The organism is Paenibacillus sp. FSL K6-1558 (genome assembly GCF_038002565.1).
In the GTDB taxonomy this organism is placed as follows: Bacteria; Bacillota; Bacilli; order Paenibacillales; family Paenibacillaceae; genus Paenibacillus; species Paenibacillus polysaccharolyticus.
Genome location: NZ_JBBOCV010000001.1, coordinates 701,331 through 721,549, shown reverse-complemented (window position 1 = coordinate 721,549; position 20,219 = coordinate 701,331). Strand labels below are relative to the sequence as shown.

General features: G+C 42.7%; 19 protein-coding genes. 10 read left to right on the top strand and 9 right to left on the bottom strand.

The genetic code is table 11. From position 1 onward, the window contains the following. Positions 1-12: 12 nt before the first annotated feature. A complete protein-coding gene (locus MHI38_RS02885; RefSeq protein ID WP_154888698.1) occupies positions 13-441 on the bottom strand; it encodes a GNAT family N-acetyltransferase in 429 nt (142 codons plus the stop codon). Positions 442-728: 287 nt separating this feature from the next. Here MHI38_RS02885 and MHI38_RS02880 point away from each other — a divergent pair, with 287 nt between their 5' ends. From MHI38_RS02880 to MHI38_RS02870, 3 genes are read left to right on the top strand one after another with little or no spacing between them, the layout of a single operon-like run. Beyond that, positions 729-1,190 carry a nuclear transport factor 2 family protein gene (locus MHI38_RS02880; protein WP_154888700.1) on the top strand — a complete coding sequence of 154 codons (462 nt, stop codon included), beginning with the start codon at positions 729-731 and terminating at the stop codon, positions 1,188-1,190. Further along, on the top strand, positions 1,187-1,768 hold the full coding sequence (locus tag MHI38_RS02875) for an LmrA/YxaF family transcription factor (protein WP_154888702.1): 582 nt from the start codon (positions 1,187-1,189) through the stop codon (positions 1,766-1,768). Before MHI38_RS02880 ends, MHI38_RS02875 begins: the two co-directional genes overlap by 4 nt. A 60-nt stretch (positions 1,769-1,828) precedes the next feature. After that, positions 1,829-2,302: a DinB family protein gene (locus MHI38_RS02870; RefSeq protein ID WP_154888704.1), complete on the top strand. Its 474-nt coding sequence runs from the start codon at positions 1,829-1,831 to the stop codon at positions 2,300-2,302. Positions 2,303-2,424: 122 nt separating this feature from the next. On the opposite strand, the gene MHI38_RS02865 is transcribed toward MHI38_RS02870, so the two are convergent. Together MHI38_RS02865 and MHI38_RS02860 are read right to left on the bottom strand one after the other, a co-directional pair. Further along, positions 2,425-3,384 carry an L-threonine 3-dehydrogenase gene (locus tag MHI38_RS02865; RefSeq protein WP_154888706.1) on the bottom strand — a complete coding sequence of 320 codons (960 nt, stop codon included), beginning with the start codon at positions 3,382-3,384 and terminating at the stop codon, positions 2,425-2,427. A 37-nt stretch (positions 3,385-3,421) separates the two neighbouring features. After that, entirely contained in the window at positions 3,422-4,612 is a 1,191-nt protein-coding gene (locus MHI38_RS02860) for a glycine C-acetyltransferase (RefSeq protein WP_154888708.1), read from the bottom strand. Between the two features lie 316 nt (positions 4,613-4,928). Here MHI38_RS02860 and MHI38_RS02855 point away from each other — a divergent pair, with 316 nt between their 5' ends. Both MHI38_RS02855 and MHI38_RS02850 read left to right on the top strand, forming a co-directional pair. Then, on the top strand, positions 4,929-5,138 hold the full coding sequence (locus MHI38_RS02855; RefSeq protein WP_154888710.1) for a hypothetical protein: 210 nt from the start codon (positions 4,929-4,931) through the stop codon (positions 5,136-5,138). A gap of 14 nt (positions 5,139-5,152) precedes the next feature. Next, on the top strand, positions 5,153-5,713 hold the full coding sequence (locus tag MHI38_RS02850) for a leucine-rich repeat domain-containing protein (protein ID WP_186809641.1): 561 nt from the start codon (positions 5,153-5,155) through the stop codon (positions 5,711-5,713). A 172-nt stretch (positions 5,714-5,885) separates the two neighbouring features. On the opposite strand, the gene MHI38_RS02845 is transcribed toward MHI38_RS02850, so the two are convergent. Beyond that, entirely contained in the window at positions 5,886-6,857 is a 972-nt protein-coding gene (locus MHI38_RS02845; RefSeq protein WP_308721745.1) for an aldo/keto reductase family protein, read from the bottom strand. Positions 6,858-6,990: 133 nt separating this feature from the next. Between MHI38_RS02845 and MHI38_RS02840 the strand changes: the two genes are divergently transcribed. Both MHI38_RS02840 and MHI38_RS02835 read left to right on the top strand, forming a co-directional pair. Next, complete coding sequence (locus MHI38_RS02840) at positions 6,991-7,368, top strand: MerR family transcriptional regulator (protein ID WP_154888714.1); 378 nt, start codon at positions 6,991-6,993, stop codon at positions 7,366-7,368. A 74-nt stretch (positions 7,369-7,442) separates the two neighbouring features. Next, positions 7,443-8,015, top strand: coding sequence for a flavin reductase family protein (locus MHI38_RS02835; protein WP_154888717.1), 573 nt, complete (start codon positions 7,443-7,445; stop codon positions 8,013-8,015). Positions 8,016-8,197: 182 nt separating this feature from the next. Here MHI38_RS02835 and MHI38_RS02830 read toward each other — a convergent pair whose 3' ends face one another. Next, positions 8,198-10,495: a PAS domain S-box protein gene (locus tag MHI38_RS02830; RefSeq protein WP_154888719.1), complete on the bottom strand. Its 2,298-nt coding sequence runs from the start codon at positions 10,493-10,495 to the stop codon at positions 8,198-8,200. 263 nt (positions 10,496-10,758) lie between these two features. Between MHI38_RS02830 and MHI38_RS02825 the strand changes: the two genes are divergently transcribed. Further along, positions 10,759-12,516: a methyl-accepting chemotaxis protein gene (locus MHI38_RS02825; RefSeq protein WP_341181898.1), complete on the top strand. Its 1,758-nt coding sequence runs from the start codon at positions 10,759-10,761 to the stop codon at positions 12,514-12,516. A 234-nt stretch (positions 12,517-12,750) separates the two neighbouring features. Further along, positions 12,751-14,292 carry a glycine betaine uptake BCCT transporter gene (locus MHI38_RS02820; protein ID WP_154959215.1) on the top strand — a complete coding sequence of 514 codons (1,542 nt, stop codon included), beginning with the start codon at positions 12,751-12,753 and terminating at the stop codon, positions 14,290-14,292. 86 nt (positions 14,293-14,378) lie between these two features. Here the strand turns inward: MHI38_RS02820 and MHI38_RS02815 are convergent, their stop codons facing one another. The 3 genes from MHI38_RS02815 to MHI38_RS02805 all read right to left on the bottom strand — a co-directional run bounded on the left by MHI38_RS02815 (position 14,379) and on the right by MHI38_RS02805 (position 18,428). Then, the gene (locus MHI38_RS02815) at positions 14,379-15,269 is read right to left on the bottom strand and encodes an RCC1 domain-containing protein (protein ID WP_341181897.1); all 891 of its coding nucleotides are present in this window, start codon (positions 15,267-15,269) and stop codon (positions 14,379-14,381) included. 156 nt (positions 15,270-15,425) lie between these two features. After that, on the bottom strand, positions 15,426-15,587 hold the full coding sequence (locus MHI38_RS02810) for a hypothetical protein (RefSeq protein ID WP_341180925.1): 162 nt from the start codon (positions 15,585-15,587) through the stop codon (positions 15,426-15,428). A gap of 144 nt (positions 15,588-15,731) precedes the next feature. Beyond that, positions 15,732-18,428 (bottom strand): glycosyl hydrolase family 95 catalytic domain-containing protein, encoded by a 2,697-nt coding sequence (locus tag MHI38_RS02805; RefSeq protein ID WP_341180924.1) that lies wholly within the window; start codon positions 18,426-18,428, stop codon positions 15,732-15,734. 130 nt (positions 18,429-18,558) lie between these two features. Here MHI38_RS02805 and MHI38_RS02800 point away from each other — a divergent pair, with 130 nt between their 5' ends. Beyond that, positions 18,559-19,461 (top strand): helix-turn-helix transcriptional regulator, encoded by a 903-nt coding sequence (locus MHI38_RS02800; RefSeq protein WP_341180923.1) that lies wholly within the window; start codon positions 18,559-18,561, stop codon positions 19,459-19,461. 39 nt (positions 19,462-19,500) lie between these two features. Here the strand turns inward: MHI38_RS02800 and MHI38_RS02795 are convergent, their stop codons facing one another. After that, entirely contained in the window at positions 19,501-20,064 is a 564-nt protein-coding gene (locus tag MHI38_RS02795; RefSeq protein WP_341180922.1) for a GNAT family N-acetyltransferase, read from the bottom strand. Positions 20,065-20,219: the final 155 nt, after the last annotated feature.

The following is a 20,219-nucleotide window of genomic DNA, read 5'->3' as shown; positions in this document are numbered from 1 at the left end:
CCTGCGTTAATGTTAAGTCTGAACCTCATAAATCAGAACCCAATATTTCGCTCCAGGCTCTCCTTCCTCAACAACCGCTTTCCAACCCCGTTTCTTATAAAAATTCAATGCTATTTGATTCTCGGAAACACATTTTAATGTGACTGGCGTTCCCAGTTCGGCTACAGCCCGTTTGAGTAACAGATCGCCAACACCTTTGCCAGCAGCAGTGGGGTGTACAAACAAATTATGAATAAATCGGTTAGGTACATACAATGAAGCAAATCCGAGAATATGGGCGTTCTCCTCTGCAAGAAGGATTTGTTCTTCCAATGTGTCCCTGTCAAAATCATCAAGTGTCATTTCATCTGTGTTAACCCAATGAAAACTCTCACGACGGGAATCCAGATAAATTTGTCTCAATTGTGGATAGTCTCTTATATTCGCTTCTCTGATTAGCATCAGATCAATCCCCCTAATTCTTCTACGCTTAGACTCACCATGAAGTCGAGTGTTTGCCTTTGTATTTTTCATCAGAGTCAAACTCATCGTAATCTAAGAAATATGTTAGCATTTTAATTTGGGATCAAGTAAGTACCATTTTTATTCTTTTACAACATACCAATTCTGCTATTTGGTCCACCAAAAGATCTTCACGTTTGTCTGCTAAAGTATTTTGATATGAACTTGCTTTTATAAACCGATCGGTTTATACTGACACAAACAGTTTAGAAAGTGAGGAAAAACTAATGAATAATTTAACTCCCCCATTCACACTTGAGACAGCAATTCAAAAAACTCGTATGGCAGAAGACAGCTGGAATAGCCGAGACCCTCAGCGTGTCTCACTTGTGTATACTGAAGATTGTTATTGGAGAAATCGGAGCGAGTTTATCACAGGCCGCCAAGAAATTGTTTCTTTACTAACTAGAAAATGGGCCAAAGAACTGGAATACCGCCTTATTAAGGAGCTTTGGTCATTTACGGATAACCGTATTGCAGTGAGATTCGCATATGAATGGCATGATGATAGCGGTAACTGGTTCAGATCGTATGGAAACGAGAATTGGGAATTTGCTGATGACGGCTTGATGAAGCGAAGATTTGCTTCGATTAATGACATGCCGATCAAGGAATCGGAACGAAAATTTCATTGGCCTCTCGGCACACGCCCTGCTGAACACCCGAGCCTAAGTGAGTTAAACCTATGACTCGTACTGTTTTTGAAAAATCTGACGTCGTCCCTCTCGTTACGGAGGTATTCCGTGAATTAGGTTATGAAGGTGCATCGTTAAGTAAAATTACAGCCCGTACGCGTCTATCTAAAGGAAGCTTATATTATTTCTTTCCAGGTGGAAAAGATGAGATGGTTGCTGAAATTCTTACTCATATTGATCAATGGTTTGTCAAAAATATTTTTGAACCGCTCGAAAAGAATGAACCCCTGGCAGCCATTGATCATATGTGGCAAGAGGTCGATACCTATTTTCAATCGGGACAGCGTATATGCCTTATTGGTGCATTCGCTTTGGACGGAACAAGAGATCGATTCGCTACTGTAATACAGCAATATTTTATAAGATGGATTGAAGCCTTAAGCGCGGCGCTAGTTCAAACAGGCATCTCTAAAGAGACTGCTGACCAAATTTCAGAGGAAACAATTGCTAGTATTCAAGGAGCATTGGTTCTGAGTAGAGCGCTTAATGACGAATCTTTCTTTGAACGTACGTTGGCAAATCTTTCACAACGAGTCTCAACTTATGTTTCTAAAAGCAACTCTGGTCACTGACACAAACGTGTTCTCTTTAACGTTTTCATTAGCGACTTTATTTTATGGGAGGTCAATATCATGAGCAATTTTGTCGCAGATCAATTGAAATTTGTTCGCCGTCAGGCAGTTGATTATGTAAGGAATATAACTGACTCTGCATCCGAAATCATTCCAACAGGTTTGAAAAACAATATAAAATGGAATCTCGGCCACATGTATGTTATACATGAGAAGTTCGCTTTCCAGCTTACTGGTGAAGAAACCAAATATCCTGCTAATTTTAGTAAATTGTTTGATCCAGGAACTAAACCGTCTGACTGGGATACAGAGCCTCCGACATTGTCTCAATTAATCGACTTGTTAACTGAACAAATGGAAAGGGTCGAATCGGTACTTTCAAGCAAATTGAAAGAAGAAATCAATCCTCATTACAAGTCTTCTACAGGACTTAGCTTTACGAATGCAGAACAATTACTGAGTTTTCTGATTTACCATGAAGCAATGCACTTTGCAACAATTAAAAATATCAAGAGCATAATTGAATCCGACTAAGGAAACGACTGGGCTGGAGGATAAAAAAAGAAGCTACAACAAAAGGTCTTGGTAACGCCCAACCTCTTGATGTAGCTTCTTTTGTACTTCTACTCGCTTTACACAGCGAATTCAACATAACTTTAAGCTTTGCGAAGCATTTGTCTATCGCTTAGGTGTGAAAGCATATCCTTCGTTATGGCCCTCAAGTCGTAGCGGGCATGAAATCCCCATTCTGTTTTCGCCGCCGTAGCATCAATGGAATGCGGCCAGCTATCGGCAATTGCTTGCCTCTTCGGATCAACATCATAATCCAGGGTGAATCCGGGAATCTCTTCCCGAATCGCGGCAGCGATCGCCTCTGGGTCGACGCTCATTGCGGTGACATTAAATGAGTTTCGGTGTATCAATCGGCATGAATCCGCTTCCATTAAATCAATGATAGCGTTTAGGGCATCCGGCATATACATCATGTCCATGTTAGAGTTTTTGGCGATATAAGATGTATACCGACCCGTCGTCACAGCTGCATAGTAAATTTCCACAGCGTAATCCGTCGTTCCTCCACCGGGAGGCGTCATATAAGATATCAATCCGGGGAATCGTAACCCCCTCGTATCCAGACCGTACTTATAAAAATAATAATCACAAAGCAGTTCGCCGGACACCTTGTTCACACCGTACATCGTATTGGGCCTCTGGATCGTATCCTGCGGTGTATTGTCTTTGGGAGTCGAAGGGCCAAAAGATCCAATGGAGCTTGGAGTGAAAAATTGGCAACCGAGCTCCCTGGATATTTCAAGTGCATTCATCAGTCCGCCCATATTCAAGTTCCAGGCAAGCAGGGGCTTCTCCTCTGCCGTAGCCGACAGTAGCGCAGCCAAATGCATGATGGTATCTACTTCGTACCGCTTGGCGATTTCAAACATCGCCTTCTCATTTGTCACATCCAGCAGTTCGAATGGTCCGGATCGGGTAATTTCGTGGGACGATGACCTGAGATCCGTAGCAACGACGTGATCCGCACCATAAATTTCACGTAATTTAACAACTAACTCAGAACCGATCTGGCCCAGTGCTCCGGTCACCAATATCTTCTTCATAAGACATTCCTCCCGAAATAGACTCCCGTAGGTGCAACTAAATCAGCTTCATTTCTTTGCCAACTTTCTCGTAAACGGAGATCACTTGATCCAGCATCTCCTTGGAATGGGCAGCTGTCGGCATGTTGCGTATTCTTCCGGTTCCTTTCGGAACCGTAGGGAACAGGATTGCCTTGGCGTAAACGCCTTCTTCATAGAGCCGTTTGCTGAATTTTTGAGTGGTTACCTCATCGCCAATGATACAAGGTGTGATCGGTGTTTCGCTTTGGCCTACATCATATCCAAGCCGGCTCAAGCCATTTTTCAAATGATTGCCGTTCTCCCACAGCTTCTCAATCAGCTCTTTGTCATTCATCAAAATGTCGACAGAAGCGCTACACGAAGCGATTACAGCCGGAGGCAACGATGTTGAGAACAAAAACGGACGGCTTCTCAGCTTCAACCATTCAATCAGTTGTTTCTTACCCGCGACATAACCGCCGACAACGCCGATCGCCTTGGAAAGAGTGCCAATTTGAAAGTCGATACGGTCGGACAATCCAAAATGCTTCACGGTTCCAGCACCTGCTCCGAGAACGCCTGAACCGTGAGCATCATCCACATAGGTAATCAAATCGAATTCTTCTGCTATTTTCACGATTTCGGGCAGAATTGCGATATCACCATCCATGGAGAAAACCCCGTCGGTAATGACCATAATTTTATGGTACTGACCGGATTCCTTGGCCTCTTTCGCCTGCTGCCTTAAATCATTCATATCCGAATGCTTATAGCGGATCACCTTGGCTCTCGACAGACGGCAGCCATCAATAATCGAAGCGTGATTCAGCTCATCTGATAAAATCGCATCATGCTGGTCCATTACCGCGGATATAGCGGCCATATTGCAGTTAAATCCCGATTGATACACGATAACGGCTTCCGTTTTTTTGAAAAGGGCAAGTTTTTCTTCAAGCTCAATATGAAGATCCATCGTACCATTAATGGTTCTCACAGCCCCTGCGCCTGCCCCGTATGTCTGAGCTGCCTTAACTGAAGCATCAATCAGGCGATTATCTGTTGCCAGTCCCAAATAGTTATTAGAAGACAAATTGATTAGGGACTTTCCGTTGATTCGAATAACCGGACCATTTGCACCCTGTAGCGTATCGATAACGTTATATAGACCTTTAGACTTTAGATCTTCGATGTTCGAACTTAAAAATTGATCCAATGCTTGACTTGACATTCTATTCCCTCCTCGATATACGTATGTCCTCGTACAGGAGACAAGAAATTTCTGTTTTAAAACCTTGTTATAAAAGGAATTTTCCTGATTTCAATGTAGCATCTTTTTTATTTTTTGTACACATATGGTGGACAAAATGACAAAAAAATCCGCAAATAAACATAGTGATTGCATCGCTGGACTAGTATAATATTTTGACAATATAACCATGTACTAAGCTCCAAATCGTATATTCTTTATTATTAAATCATATAAGGAGTGGAGTGGATCATGAATCGTACATAGTCATACATAGTGGAGAGAAAGAGATCGAAGAATGAATGTAGAACCTAATTTTAAGGAGTGCACTATGCCTAATCCATTCGTAAAACGTTTAATCGTATTTTGTTTGATGCTTTTAATATTACCGACATCCACAACTTTGGCAGCTTCAGTCGTTAAAGATCCCGTTTTAACACAAATCATTCGAACAGAATTAAAGCTATCGGGTAAAAATGAACTGAAAGCAGCCGATTTAAAAAAATGAAATCCTTGTATTCATTGGATGCAAAAAGAAAAATCTCAAGTTTGCAAGGACTTGAGTATGCAGTTAACATAAGGGAACTAGTTCTACCCGGCCATAAAATCAAAAATATAAACCCCCTATCCAAGCTGACAAAAATAAACCTATTGGCTTTAGATGGGAATCAAATTACAGATATATCTCCAATTTCAGGATTGCGCAATTTGGAAAGTTTGTTGATTAATGATAGCCAAATAAAAGATCTAGGACCTCTAAAAAATTTACGCAATCTTACAAGTTTGCTTGCCAGCGGTAATCAAGTATCAGACTTAAGACCACTCCAGAAGATGAATCTTGAATGGCTTAGTATGGACAATAATCTTATTAAGGATCTGACACCATTAAAAAACCATCCAACTTTACAACATCTTTATCTGCAAGATAATCTTATTCAAGATATTGCTGTGCTTGAAACGGTTCCTCATCTAACCGAGGTATATCTGGGCAATAACCCGCTAAATGAACATGCGAAGCAGATCGTTAAAGATTTGAAGAAGAACGGAGTCATGGTTAAGCTGGAGATTGATAAAGTGGATTAGTCTAATCAACTTGAGTTTAGATTTTTTTTAGTGAGTAGTTAGACCATCTTTCCTTTCAAATAGGACAAAAAGGCCGTTATATAATAACGGCCTTTTTTGTGCATTGCAGTATATATAAGTCACACGAGCGCTTCTCCACCTGTTAGTCTATATCTCCATTCATTTTTCGTTATTATCGCATCGGCGCAAAATGGCTGATGGAAGACAGGATTTTTTCTGTTTCCGAGATAATATCCGGTGTAAGTTTAAGCTCAATTGCTTTGAGATTCTCCTCAATCTGAACGGGTCTGCTGGAGCCAATAATAGCAGAGCTTACCGCTGGTTGACGGAGAATCCATGCTAATGCGAATTGAGATAAGGTTGCCCCGAGTTCGTTAGCCATTTCCGATAGTTGTACAGTACATTGGAGCACATCCTCACGTAAATAACTGTTGATGACACCATTTGTTTGATCATTCGCAGCCCGTGTGCCTTCTGGAATTTGCTGTCCTGGTTTGTATTTGCCTGTGAGTACACCCTGTGCTAATGGAGAGAACACAATGAGACCAAGTCCCTCCTGCTCGCATTGCTCAATCACACCTTCTCTCTCGATATATCGCTCAAACATATTGTAGATTGGCTGATTGGAAATTAACGGACGCAAGTTCAGACGTTTGCTGATTCCGGAGGCTTCCGCAATCTGTGCGGCCGTCCATTCACTGACACCTGCATATAAAATCTTACCTTGCGCTTGCAGATCATCCAATGCTCGAAGCGTCTCTTCAACAGGAGTTTCGGAATCAAAACGATGACATTGGTATAGGTCAATGTAATCTGTGCCCAATCGTTTCAAGCTCGCCTCACACTGCTCGACGATATGTTTACGGGACAATCCACGTTCATTCGGTCCCGATCCTTGCGGGAAAAACAATTTTGTAGCAAGGACATAACTACTGCGTGAATACGACTTCAACGTACTTCCCATGACCTCTTCAGCACCTGCATACGAATTCGAAGTATCAAAAAAGTTGACACCGAGTTCGTATGCTTTATGCATACATGCCCGCGCTGCCTCCTCAGAAGTGGCCGATCCATAGGTCAACCAGCTTCCTAATCCAATTTCACTAACTTTCAATCCACTTCTACCCAGCTTTCTGTATTTCAACTGAATCACTCCTTTTTGAGAATGGTTTGACTAGAGGCTATTTATGAAAACGCTCTATTGTACTATCTTAGGATAGTAGTTAAACTTAGGTTTAAGTCAATACCTTCAACCTTTTTTTGAAAGGAAGATTTGTTTGGAATTTACGATTAAACAAGTTGCAGAACGCACCCAGTTGCCTGCTTCCACGTTGCGGTTCTATGATCGGACAGGTCTGATGCCTTTGTTGAAAAAGACAGAATACGGTACCCGTAAATATTCCGAGATGGATATATGTTGGCTGGAATTAGTACGCTGTCTGAGAGATAGTGGTATGCCACTTGAGGATATAAAAGCATTCATGCTACTCTGTCTGGAAGGTTCGAGTACTAGTGAACAGAGGAAAGAAATGTTACAGCAACATCGGCAAAATATCGTGAAGCAAATGGACGTGTTGAACTGTAGCCTAGGAACCATTGATTACAAGCTGGATCACTATAATGAGATTGGCATCTTTCATATCGATACCCAATAATATGATTGTTGTTTATCAGACGGGTGGCCTTTTCAAGTTTAGCTCTGAAAATACGGTTACGAGGAGTGACTTTCATGCGACAACCGATCCAAGACGAATCATGGTACTCATACCCCGGAATGGTTGCAATAGTGACTGCGCGTCATGAGGGGAAACAAAATATTATGGCTTCAGGATGGCACACGTACATCGGCTCTTCACCAGGAATATATGGCATATCTCTTCGCAAAGAGACCTATACCTATACACTAATAGAGCAGAGCGGAGCATTCGGTGTACACTTTTTGCCTGCACATTGTTCAGAGATAATTCAAGCCGTTGGAACATACAGTGGAAGAGATTTGGATAAATTCAAGGAATTCAATATTGAGTATGAAGAAGGACTTCAAGTCGATATACCTGTTCTCACGGATGCCTACTTTGCATATGAATGCCGTACGCTGAGCATTACAAGTTTTGGCGACCATGAGTGGATCGCAGGAGAAATTGTTCAGCGCTATAGAGATGATACATGTTTTTTAGAGAATGGACTCCCCGACTTCTCAAAGCTTGAGATTCCATTATATGCAGGTCGATCAACTTACAAAATACTAAATCACGAAAGCCCGGAAAAGAACCATCCATTGTATCTTAATCGATCGAAGTAGATCTAAATACTCCGAATAGGGCTAAATAAAAAGAGTCCCCTTTTGGGGACTCCGTCTATCATTCCGGGTTTTTGCGGGTTGTTGTATTGTTAATACTGGATTGACATGCTCACCCACATTTTTTTGACTTCGTCGTTCGAGGCCTCTCTCTCCCACGGGCTTTCTCACATTAACTTTAATATTTACGAATGATTCATCTGTTTCTTGGTATAGTACATTTCCATCACTTGATAAATAGTTTCACTTTTAATGGGTTTACTGATGTATTCATCCATTCCTGCCTTCAAGCATCGATCCCTATCCCCTCTTAGAGCATTTGCAGTCACTGCAACGATATAGGGACAGTCTTCAGGAGATAGATTCTCTTTGATCGCTTGGGTCACTTCAAATCCATTTAATTTTGGCATCTGCACATCCATAAATACTATATCGTATGCATTTCTCTTGACAGCTTCTAACGCTTCTTTTCCGTCCACGACATGATCTACGAAGTGTCCCTTTTTTTCAATCATTTTACTAAGGACAAGCTGATTCATATCATTATCCTCTGCAATCAGAATATGGAGAGGGATGTCTCTGTTCTTTTTTGGGGACAGATCTAAGCGCTGGCTGACTTCCTTATTGTTTTTTTTAAAGCAGGCTGTAAATATAAACGTTGTGCCAGGCTCATCTGCATCCTCAATCCATATATCTCCATGCATAAGTTCTATCAATTTTTTGCTGATTGCCAGTCCCAATCCCGTTCCTTGTGTTTTGCGGGTCATAAAGTTATCCAATTGGTAGAATGGCTCAAATAATTGTTGCCTTTTCTCTACTGGAATTCCCACTCCCGTATCTTTGACTTTAAACTCGAGAAACACGTTCTCATCACATTGTTCTTTAACCCGTACTTCAATTTCAACGCTACCTTCGAGAGTGAACTTCACGGCATTACCGATGAGGTTAGTCAGTACTTGCTTTAAACGAGATGCATCACCATAAAGCGGAATTGGCAGCGTCTTATCCAAACAAATAAGAATGTCTAACTTCTTTTCGCGGATCAAAGGTTTCACGATTTGCACCGTTTCTGTCACGATTTCTTGAAGATCGAATGGATCAACCACTAAATCGGTTTTCCCTGACTCGATCTTAGAAAAATCAAGGATATCATTGATAATAGTAAGTAAGGAATCTCCACTTTTTTGAATAATCTGAATATACTCTGTTTGCTCCTGGCTCAGTCCCGGGGTATCTAGAAGAAGATCTGTCATTCCGATCACACCATTCATAGGTGTCCGTATTTCATGGCTCATCATCGCCAGAAAATCGCTTTTCGCCTGATTCATCCTTTCAGCTGTTTCTTTGGCAATGAGAAGCTTTTTCTGTTCCGTTATGTCCTTGGCTATTAAATAGTAGCCGACATTGACATTATTAATAATAATTGGGGCAAGCGTTACCAATACTTCCGTTTCACGGCCGTCCTTGTGCAAAACAGTGTTCATTTTCTTCTCAGCCAAACCATAGTGACTCCGCAGAATGAGGCCTAAATTACTAGCCCCAATAAATCTCCCTATACTTTTTCCAATCATTTCGTTTACTGCATAACCTGTCATCTTGACGGATGCAGGATTAGCATTAATAATGTTTCCACTCATGTCAAATGAAATAATAGCATCATGATTATACTTTTTGAGCGAGGTGTAACGTTCGATGGTTTCTTGAAGCCTGAATTCGATCTGTTTCTGTTCGGTAATATCCTGAAGTACTCCTTTTAACTCTACGGGCTGTTGATGTTTGTCATAAATGATTAACCCACGTAATTGAATATACTTTACTCTAGCTTCGGACCGAGCGTATTTAAATTCAAAAACAAATGGATCTCTTTGTTCTACGTTTCTTATTTTTTCTCGCAAAGATGCAACATCTGCAGTACTCATTACCTTATAGATATCTTTTGCACAATAATATGGGTTTGTGCGCTCAAGTTCAAAGATTTCCAGTACCTGTTCAGAAATGGTGATCTGATCATGAACTACATCCCACTCCCAGCTTCCAATCTTCGCCAAGCGTTCGGCATTTTCAATAATGCCTTTACTGTGCGAAAGTTTCCGTTCAGATCGGATACGATCAGTGATATCTACAATAAAGCAAATAAAATAAAGGAGTTCACACGTTACGTCGTCGCTGACGGGAGTTACATGAAAAGAACACCATAATTCTTCGCCATTCTTTTTAATGCAACGCCTTTCATATATATTTTCTGTTACTTTGTTCTCAAAAAGTCCAGCTTCTTCAACATGATCCTTCGAGGAATCCTCGGGATGCGTTAAATCCTGGCAACGGAGCTCTATCAGTTCTCCCCAAGTGAAACCGGTCATATGACAAAAAGCAGGATTCACTTTCAGCCAATTTCCCGCTGGAGCTATGAGAGCAACTCCAATCGGTGTATGGTCATATATTTGCTCGAAGAATTCATGATGATTAACCTTCTGAACCTGCATTGAAAGCTCTCCCCTACTTCATTTTATGATTTAGAACCATTTTCCCAAAAACTTTATTCTTTGTAAATCAAAATAAAACGAGATAAAACGTTTTTAAATATTAGCCTTTATCACATATGTAATTTGATCTTCCAGTAACGGACAAGATGACACTGAATTTAGCATTGGACTACATTCTAATCCTCAAGTTTACGATAAGATAGTATAGGCTCATAAATAATTATGCTTTATTTACTTCCGAGGGGGAACAGAACGTGAAACACATGCGCAACAAAAGAATGGATTTAAGATTAAAACTATATTCGATCATCCTTGTCCCACTACTGGCTATGGGCGGCCTGATTTTGTGGGCAACGAACTACTCCAGTGAAAATTCATCCTTGATGACAATGCAGCATAACAACCAGAAGCTTGCAGTGAACATCGCTACTGAGATGGGTAAGGAATCAGCATTAATCAACTCGTTATATACTTCAGGTTCGGAGGAAAGCTCTGAATACAAAACACTTAGAGAACAGCTTGTTAAGGCTCGCCTTCAATCGGGGGCCCTTTATGTTTATATGTATAATAAAACACCGAATGGATGGGTCTACACCGTGGATGGCGCGGATTGGGACGATCCGGAATACAGTCCTTACGGGACTGCGTTTGAGCTGAACTCTCAAACTCTAGAACGTTTGGCAAGCGGTGAAGTTGTAACGACTGGCATTGTCGAAGATCCTGTCTGGGGACTGCTTATGTCCTCTTTTACACCAATTAAAGATTCGCAAGGAACGATTATTGGTTATTTGGGTATGGACCAGTCTGCAGCAGAAGTTGAAGGCGTTTCTGCATTAACGTTGAATAATACGTATGGTAAAGTTATCCCGATTTTTGCAGTAGTTTTAATTTTATCGTTCATCATCATGTGGCTTGTCGTAAGAGGGATCCTTCGTCAAGTATCTGACATTAAGTCAAGCCTGGAACAGGTCTCTTCCGGAAATCTCCGGGTTGCATCCACTCAGATGACAAACGACCAACTCGGTGACATCAGTAACCTAATTAATACTATGGTTGTTCAACTAACGAACATTATGAAGGGAATACAACAAGGCTCCGCTACACTGCAACAGTCTTCTAAAAATATTGCCAAAACGTCTCTTACCAATCAGCGTCAGTCTGAAGAGCTTTCCAGAGCTATCGAAGAAATTGCCATAGGCTCCATGAAACAAGCTGAAGAGACAGAACACTCCGTCCAGCATTCTGAAAATCTGGGCAGTATTATGAATGAAGTAGGTTCTTATGTGGAACAGTTCACCCGTACTTCCGATCAGTTATCTGCATTGCAAATACAAGTGACACGCCAACATGAGGTTCTGCTAGAAAAGGGCCGTGAGAACGCCAAACTTGTTGAGGATCAACAGAATATTTCCAAGTCGCTGACGACACGTTCGGAACTTGCTTCTTCCATCAGTGGACAGATTCACAACATATTAAAACAAACTCAAATCTTATCTTTGAATGCTTCGATTGAAGCAGCCCGTGTTGGTGAAGCAGGTAAAGGCTTTGGAGTTGTTGCTAATGAGATGGGACATCTCGCTCAAGAATCCGAACGTTCGATTCAGGAGATTGATGAGATACTGAGTTCTTTTGTTCAAGAAATTCATCATATGGGAGCGCATCTGGATTCAAATATGTTAGCTGCCAAGGAGCAGGAAGAACAGATCGCTGAATGTCTTCAAAGCTTCAAACAGGTAAGCCGGTTATCCTCTGAAGTGCATGAGCTTGCTCAACGTCTGGAAAATCGGACAATCCATATGCAATCCATTCGCCAAGAGGTGGAGCAACATTTGAGTTACATTGCTTCCACAACTGAGGAAACATCAGCCATGTCCGAAGAAGTTTCCGCCAGTGCTGTAGAGCAACAGCGTTCGGCCAATGAACTATCAGGCATTTCCGGAGAGCTAACCCTCCTTGCTGATAACCTCAAATCGTATTCAGATCAATTTCAAATCGAAATCCATGATACGGATAAATACTAAGTAAAGACCGATGCTTGATTCAATAAAGTGTCGGGCTTTTTTTTATCGTTTTGACATTTTGTTTTACTTCATAGTTTGAGTTACGGTTCTCTGTAACTAAAATTCAGCCGGCCAGTGTTTCATTACATAGCGGTTTGTTTTAAATTATCAACAGCTGGCTTTTCGCATGATTACAAGCCGGACTAGCAATACTAAGGATTAGTTGGCTATAGCTTACATAACGGAGGTCTCATCATGGTATTCACAATCACAATTATCATCGTTGCACTCTTTGCAATATGGGGAGCCGTTGCTCCTGATCAGCTGGCTGATGTGGCTAACGTGGCCTACAACTTCTCGATTCACAATTTTGGCTGGTTTTATCTGCTGGCGACACTGTTCTTCCTGATCTTCGCCTTCTATCTGGCGTTCAGTCGATTCGGCAATATCAGACTGGGGGATGACGATGATGAACCGGAATATTCTACGATTTCCTGGTTATCCATGCTGTTTAGTGCTGGTATGGGGATTGGACTGGTTTTCTGGGGAGTTGCCGAACCGCTATCCCACTTTTTATCTGCACCGGAAGGAGCTGAAGCCGGAACCGCTCAGGCAGCAAGACTTTCCATGCGGTATTCCTTCTTCCACTGGGGGCTGCATCCTTGGGCGATCTATACCGTTATCGGCTTAGCGCTTGCATACTTCCAGTTCCGAAAAGGGTATAAAGGGTTGATTAGTTCCACCTTTATCCCTTTGATCGGAGAGCGTCTTGCGGCAGGCTGGCTTGGCAAGGCCATCGATATTTTGGCGGTCATCTCCACCATTTTTGGTGTAGCGACATCACTTGGACTGGGTGCACTGCAGATTGGTGGAGGACTGAATCACTTATTCGGTATCGCTAACTCCACGACGGTACAGGTGATCATCATTACGGTAGTAACCGTACTTTATTTAATCTCGGCAACCTCCGGACTGGACCGAGGGATTAAAATTCTAAGCAATACGAACCTCGTTATAGCTTTGCTATTGATGTTATTTGTATTGGTGACCGGACCGACTACGTTTATCTTTGACACATTTACAACAACCTTAGGTAATTATTTGCAAAATATTGTTAACATGAGCTTGAGACTAACGCCGTTCTCAAGAGAAACCTGGATTGGAGCATGGACTTTATTCTACTGGGCATGGTGGATCGCGTGGGCTCCGTTTGTCGGAACTTTTATCGCAAGGGTATCCAAAGGAAGAACGGTAAAAGAATTCGTGATTTACGTGATGCTCATTCCAAGCCTCTTCGGATTTGTCTGGTTCTCTGTCTTTGGTGGAACAGGTCTTCACATGGAGTTGTTTAATGCTGCAAATCTGGCGGAAGCTGTCAAGCAAGATACGACAACGGCTCTATTCCTTATGTTGGAGCAACTACCTTTAGGCACGATCGTAGCTTTCATTGCCACAATCTTAATCATGATTTTCTTCATTACGTCAGCGGATTCGGCTACGTTTGTTCTTGGCATGTTAACCACAGATGGTAATTTGAACCCGAGTGCAAGAGTCAAATTAACCTGGGGTATCTTTCAATCGGCAATTGCGGTCGTACTGCTGATTAGTGGGGGATTGAATGGTCTTCAGACAGCCTCTATTGTAGCTGCGCTGCCATTCGCAGTTGTACTTATTGGCATGTGTGTGTCCCTTCTCAAAGCTCTGCAAGCTGAAGATCGAGAGCGCCGTCAGAAGGAAAAACGACAGCGCCAAAAACTGAAACGACTGCTGGAAGAACAGGAAAACCTGCAGATCTGAATAGCCGGCAGGTAATGTACCCTTGATCTCTAACGTATGCAATCTCTACAGAAAGAAAGGACACTCACTTTTGTGTGGGTGTCCTTTTATTTATTCATGATGTTATTCCATTCGATTACATCACATTGTCCATAATCATTATCACCCACAGCAACCATGGTACCATCTGATTTCAGTCCTATGGTATGGGTACATCCTGCTGAAATAGCTCTAATATCTTGCCATTCACTTATAACGCATTGCTGATGTTTATTTGAACCCACAGCAATGACCGTACCGTCCGATTTTAGAGCAACCGTATGATAACTTCCCGCTGCAATGGCCACAACATCCCGCCATCCTTTTACGTCGCATTCACCTTCCTTATTCCTACCTACAGCCACAACTGTACCATCTGATCGAAGCCCAACCGTATGAAGGTACCCGGCGGAAACAGCTAATATGTCGCTCCAATCGTTAACGTTACATTGTCCATACTTATTGTTACCAACGGCTATTACTGTACCGTCTAATTTGAGTCCGACTGTATGCCAGTCCCCCGTCGTGACCGCTACAATATCGCGCCAGCTGTTAACGTTGCACTCCCCTTCGTTATTTCGCCCCACTGCAACCACGGTTCCATCTGACTTAACCCCGACAGTGCGACACCAACCAGCTGAAACAGCAACCATATCGCGCCATTCGTTTACATTGCATTGCCCGTGCTTATTCCAACCTGTAGCTACTGCCGTACCATCAGATTTAAGACCGACGGTGTGGGCATTACCCGTGTTCGTAGCCATATGAACATTGCCAGCATCAACTGCGACGATGTGGTTCCAATCGCTTACGTTACATTGTCCGTAGTTATTATCACCCACTGCTGTCACTGTACCGTCTGATCGAAGACGGGCGGTATGACGACGACCCGCCGCTATAGTAGAGTTTCTAAGTTGTTTCGTGTCAAACCATGCTTTTTCTCCTGAATTGTAGTCCATATCTCCCTCCACCAATTGAAAACTCGCGATTTTCAAGCAGAATATTTGCACTAATGAAAAAAACCTCAGATGATATAACTATTCTGAGGTTAATCCATTCATTATGTTATCAAAATTCTATCATGTTGCAGTCTTTTAATTCTAGTGAATGTCGAATCAGTTGTTTTCAATTCCTTTGATAACTTCAACCTTTTTATCCCCTGCTGTTTTCGCTACCTCTAACGTGGTTGTGCCTTGGATCGCAACGATTACACCAGCAGCTAACATAGAAACGATTAAAGTTGCACTCAGGGCAGTGGAAATTTTTTTCTTGACCATAACAATACCTCCTTCACTGAAAAATAACAATATTTAACTTTATTGTTGGGTATTTCATCTAGTCATTGTATTATAACCTACTGATAATATTTGTAAAAGGTTTTTACGATCCTTAAAGAAAGTCAGTTTCTACTGAATCCATATCTATGCCCTACTAAAAACGATTGAAGTCTCCTGATTTTCTTGCAGTGTTAAGTTCACATATTTCTGCTTGCCATGCATGTGAACTTGTACCTCTACTCCATCGACCAGCGCGGTTGTCCATGGCAACCCCGAACTCAGTCGAATGGTGTTATCTTGAATAAGTGAGGACAAAACCACGCTTGTTATCCCCACGGATTGATCCCATGACAAACGGCTTACTCTCACTTGTGTTCTTGCCATTAGCCCTTCGATGTGACCCGATATCCAGTCTGAAGAAAGTGCAGGCAACACTTCAATCTCTCCCGTGTTGGAATAGAGCAGTGCTTCCTGTACCGTAGCAACTACACCAAAAGCTGTGTCCGTACAATAACAATGATTTCTACGGTTGGTATCATGATCAGTCATTAAAGAATCATAATAACCCCCTTCGATCATCATCGGCAGAAGTGAATGAAGGACACCATCTGCATTTTTCAAGCGTGCATGTACGAGTGCTTTATGCATCCAGCCATGTCCTGCTGTGGCATCCGTTGTGTTAAACTGGTCTCTGTTTGCCAGAGCTACAGCAGAAGCCGATGCGAGGTCAGCATCACTGTGGGTTTCATACGCAGGCCAGGCAGCATATAAATGACTCAAATGCCGGTGATTGTTGTTTTCAATATACTCGGCCATGGCCCATTCGCAGAGCGCACCATCTTCATCGTAACGATATGCTGGTAACTGTTCCAGCAACTTGTTCCACTTGTCTACCGCCTTGTCATATCCCGGGCGCTTTAAAGCCATCTCCGCCTGAATAACCATGTTTAATCCATCTCGTGCTGCAGAAATGTCCATCGTAGCGTTAGCGGTGATGGTGCTGTTATAACCGATTGGGTGATTTTCAGGAGAGTACGTAGGAATAATCATATAACGCTCTCCGGCAAGTAATGATTGTTTGCCTGGTTCATAACGTGATTGTCCCGCAACATCTGTGAAATACTCAGGTGTACAGATCTGCTCCCAGAAGTTAGCCTGTTTGGTGAGCAGCGGTAGCAAAATATCTTGAAGCAGATTCAGCGTACCGCGTTCTTTCAAACTTACAAATGCCTCATCAGATAAGCCGTTATCATTGACAGATAACAGCGGTTGCAGACGATCAATGTTCATGTCCTCTACTATGGGAATGTTGCGATTACCGAAACATTGCCAGTATTCAAAAATAGGAAGCAAACACCAGCTCGCGCCGGCATTCCAGTATTCAAAAGGATAGTCGTTATCATATTCGACATGCATAGCACGATCTCCGTCTGAGTTAACACTTACCTGAATCGCATCATGCATGCCGTAGGCCATACGGGCATTAGCTTCGAAATCCGGGGCATTTCTGAGAAAAAATGAGATGTACCCAAGCTGAGCTTGTGTCAGACTCCCCGTATTCATGGCTGCGACCTGCAGGTTCACATTCGCATCAAGTGTGTAAATGCCTCTCCATCCCGGATTCCACTCGCCTGTCCACATTCCGTATAAGCGAGGTGCACTGCTTCCGCTGCAACAGATCATAGCATACCGCCCCTGGTTATAGACCTGTTCAATAAATGCATGATTAATTCGGTTTGGGGATGCCCGTTGCAGTTCAATGAGTTTCAGATTATCCACATCTTTGTGTTCCTCATCACCACCGAGAGCAAAACGTACAGCGTTAAATTCACGGGAATGCCATGCGGCATGTAATGAAAGTGCCTGTTCATAATCAAATGCACATTGCGCATGACTATACTTCTCCACGACCAACCGGGTGTGCTGTAACAACTCATCTACAAGGAAGTAGCTTGAGCAGTCGGCAAAGTTCTCTATACTGCCCATTTCATGAGTTCGTCCCGAAGTTGTGATCAGAAATACAGCATCGGCATCTTTAATCTGAATTGCAGGGTTCCGTTCAAGTCCTACATTCATCTCCTCGTGGGTATCTTCCAGCACAATACGTTCCTTCGTACCATTAACAACAATAACTTGAGTGACTCCGGCATATCCTCCATGGCACAACTCACTGCCTGCATAAGATGGATAGTGGGCCACTTGAGCAAGATAACGGGCTTCGGGATCCACCAGTTTTTTGTATCGAAGTGCATGAACTTCGGACATCCCATTATGCGCTCCGTCCATATGTGATATATCATCAAGCTGCAACACCATAGTTATTTTTTTGCCAAGATCCGAATGCTCCAGCTTGGTGATGGACACGTCATCTGTTCTGGATGTAAACGAGGTCCGTACCCACAGGCCGTCGTTATCACGATATTTTACGCCAGTTTCAGCCGTTTCATAGTTCGTCCAACGTTCATAATCTGAAACTTGTCCTCTGTTCACCATGTTCAAGCGAAGCTGATGACCTGGATGGTAGCTGTAATAGAATGTTCTTACACGGGTCTCACCATTGTTGTGTTTGATTTTCCATTGGTCATTCTGTTCAAATACATTTTGTCTGGCTTCCTGCAATTGACTAGTCAGTTCTGGTGGTATTTCTCTGGGGTCAGCGGAAGGGAAATTGAACCACATATGTTGAAAAATAAAGCTGTCGGAATACGGTGAACCTGACGTGATATAGCCGTTTCTTCCATTACCACTTACCATGCCATCTCTCCAGGCATGACCCGGATTTAAAGCGGGTATTTCGGTATAATGCAGAGCGTAATTGCCTCTATCGTACAGTTTTCCCAACTTCTTCTCCCCCGTTTCCCAATCTTGGATTCATAGATATAATTATAAAGATGAGCAATGGAGTTGTGTTATCACAAGAGCCGACCAAGTTCCGTTCATGATGTCGCATTATGACAGAGGAGAATAGACCATGAATCTACCCCCGATAGATATTGATGAGATGGATATCAAGTTAAAACTCGATGACCTTGTCCTTAACGTACTTTATGTAAAATTCGGTTATTTTCATCAAACGATGCCCAAACACAGCCACAGTCATGGAAGCTATGAGCTTCATTATATTCCGAGCGGTAAGGGGCTTCTTATTGCCGACGGCCAGCATTATTCCTTAACGCCCGGCACGTTGTTTATGACTGGCCCTGAGGTCGAGCATGAGCAAATTCCAGATCAAACGGACCCCATGGCTGAGTATTGTATTTTCTTCGAGATTATTACGGGACCACTTCAACTGAAACAAAACACAAGACATCTTCCGAGAAAGGGGCTTCTCTCTAGGTGGCTACTGGATACGCCTTTCTGGATCGGCCCCGATCAGGAAAACATGATGACTTTATTTGAGATGCTTGCTCGGGAGGTGTCACTCAAACATATAGGTTTTCATCAAATGACAACGAACATACTTGAGATGATTGTAGCTCGAACAATCAGACATTATCACCAAGGTGCCACCGCGGTACTGAATGCACCTGTTAAAACATTAAATGATAGCAGGCTTGTGACCATTGAGAACAGTTTCTTATATGATTATCAATCCATAACATTGAAACAGCTTGCAGATAAAATTGGACTAAGCACAAGGCAGACAGAAAGGACCGTGCAGAAGCAATACGGAATGTCGTTTAAGGACAAGAAATGGCAAGCGCGTATGGAGGCTACAGCGCAGCTTCTGCTGACGACCGATTTGCCGATTCGAGAGGTAGCGATCGCGGCAGGTTTTTCAACACCGGAACGATTCAGTCATTCGTTTAAAAAATATTATAACCAGTCTCCTTCTAAATATCGCAGTGAGAATCGTGTAGAAGTTATGAATTGATAAAGGTTACGGTTACAAATGAGCTACCATAACTGCGGTCTAACTCTTCCGGTAAGCAACTTTATGAAAAGCGTTGATATAACGAAATAGTGCTTTACCGTCATCAGGCACATGCTTGCTTCTACCCAGTGGCAACATCATTGCCTGATACGGCTCAGGCACCATGCTATATTGATGAACATAGGAAGTCAGGACGAAGCCGTTGCGTTGCCAGAACTGAATACGTTCCAGATGTGCCTCCGTTGTCCCGGACTCCGCCTCGATAATTATACCTTTGACCCCATGTTCCCTTGTTGCCCAAGCTCGAAGCTGTTTCAGCATCCATGTTCCTATACCCGATCCGCGCAACTTCTGTTCAACCGCGAGATAATCGATGATCAGGATGCGTTCTTCGCCCTTCCCCCCGAGTCCAGTAACGGCCATTGCGACCACTTCCCCATGATGCATGCCCGTGTGTAAGTAACCAATCCCCCGATCCAGCATACTGCGCAGAATCACTTTTGGCTTAGCGCCGGTTGGAAAAGCCTCTTCATAGATCCGCTCTATCCTCGTCCACAAGGCTTCATCCCAGGTCTCTATCGTTGCAAACTCTAATTCCAGCACATTTATCGCCTCCAGATGGTTATCCCAATTCCTGTCTCATGTTGTCGATCAACAGCAAGTTTTATTAATTATACTATTTATAAGACTAAATCAGCTTATCCTGACCAAAACAAAGAAGCCGCTATTAAAGCGACTTCAATGGGGGAACGCTCCCA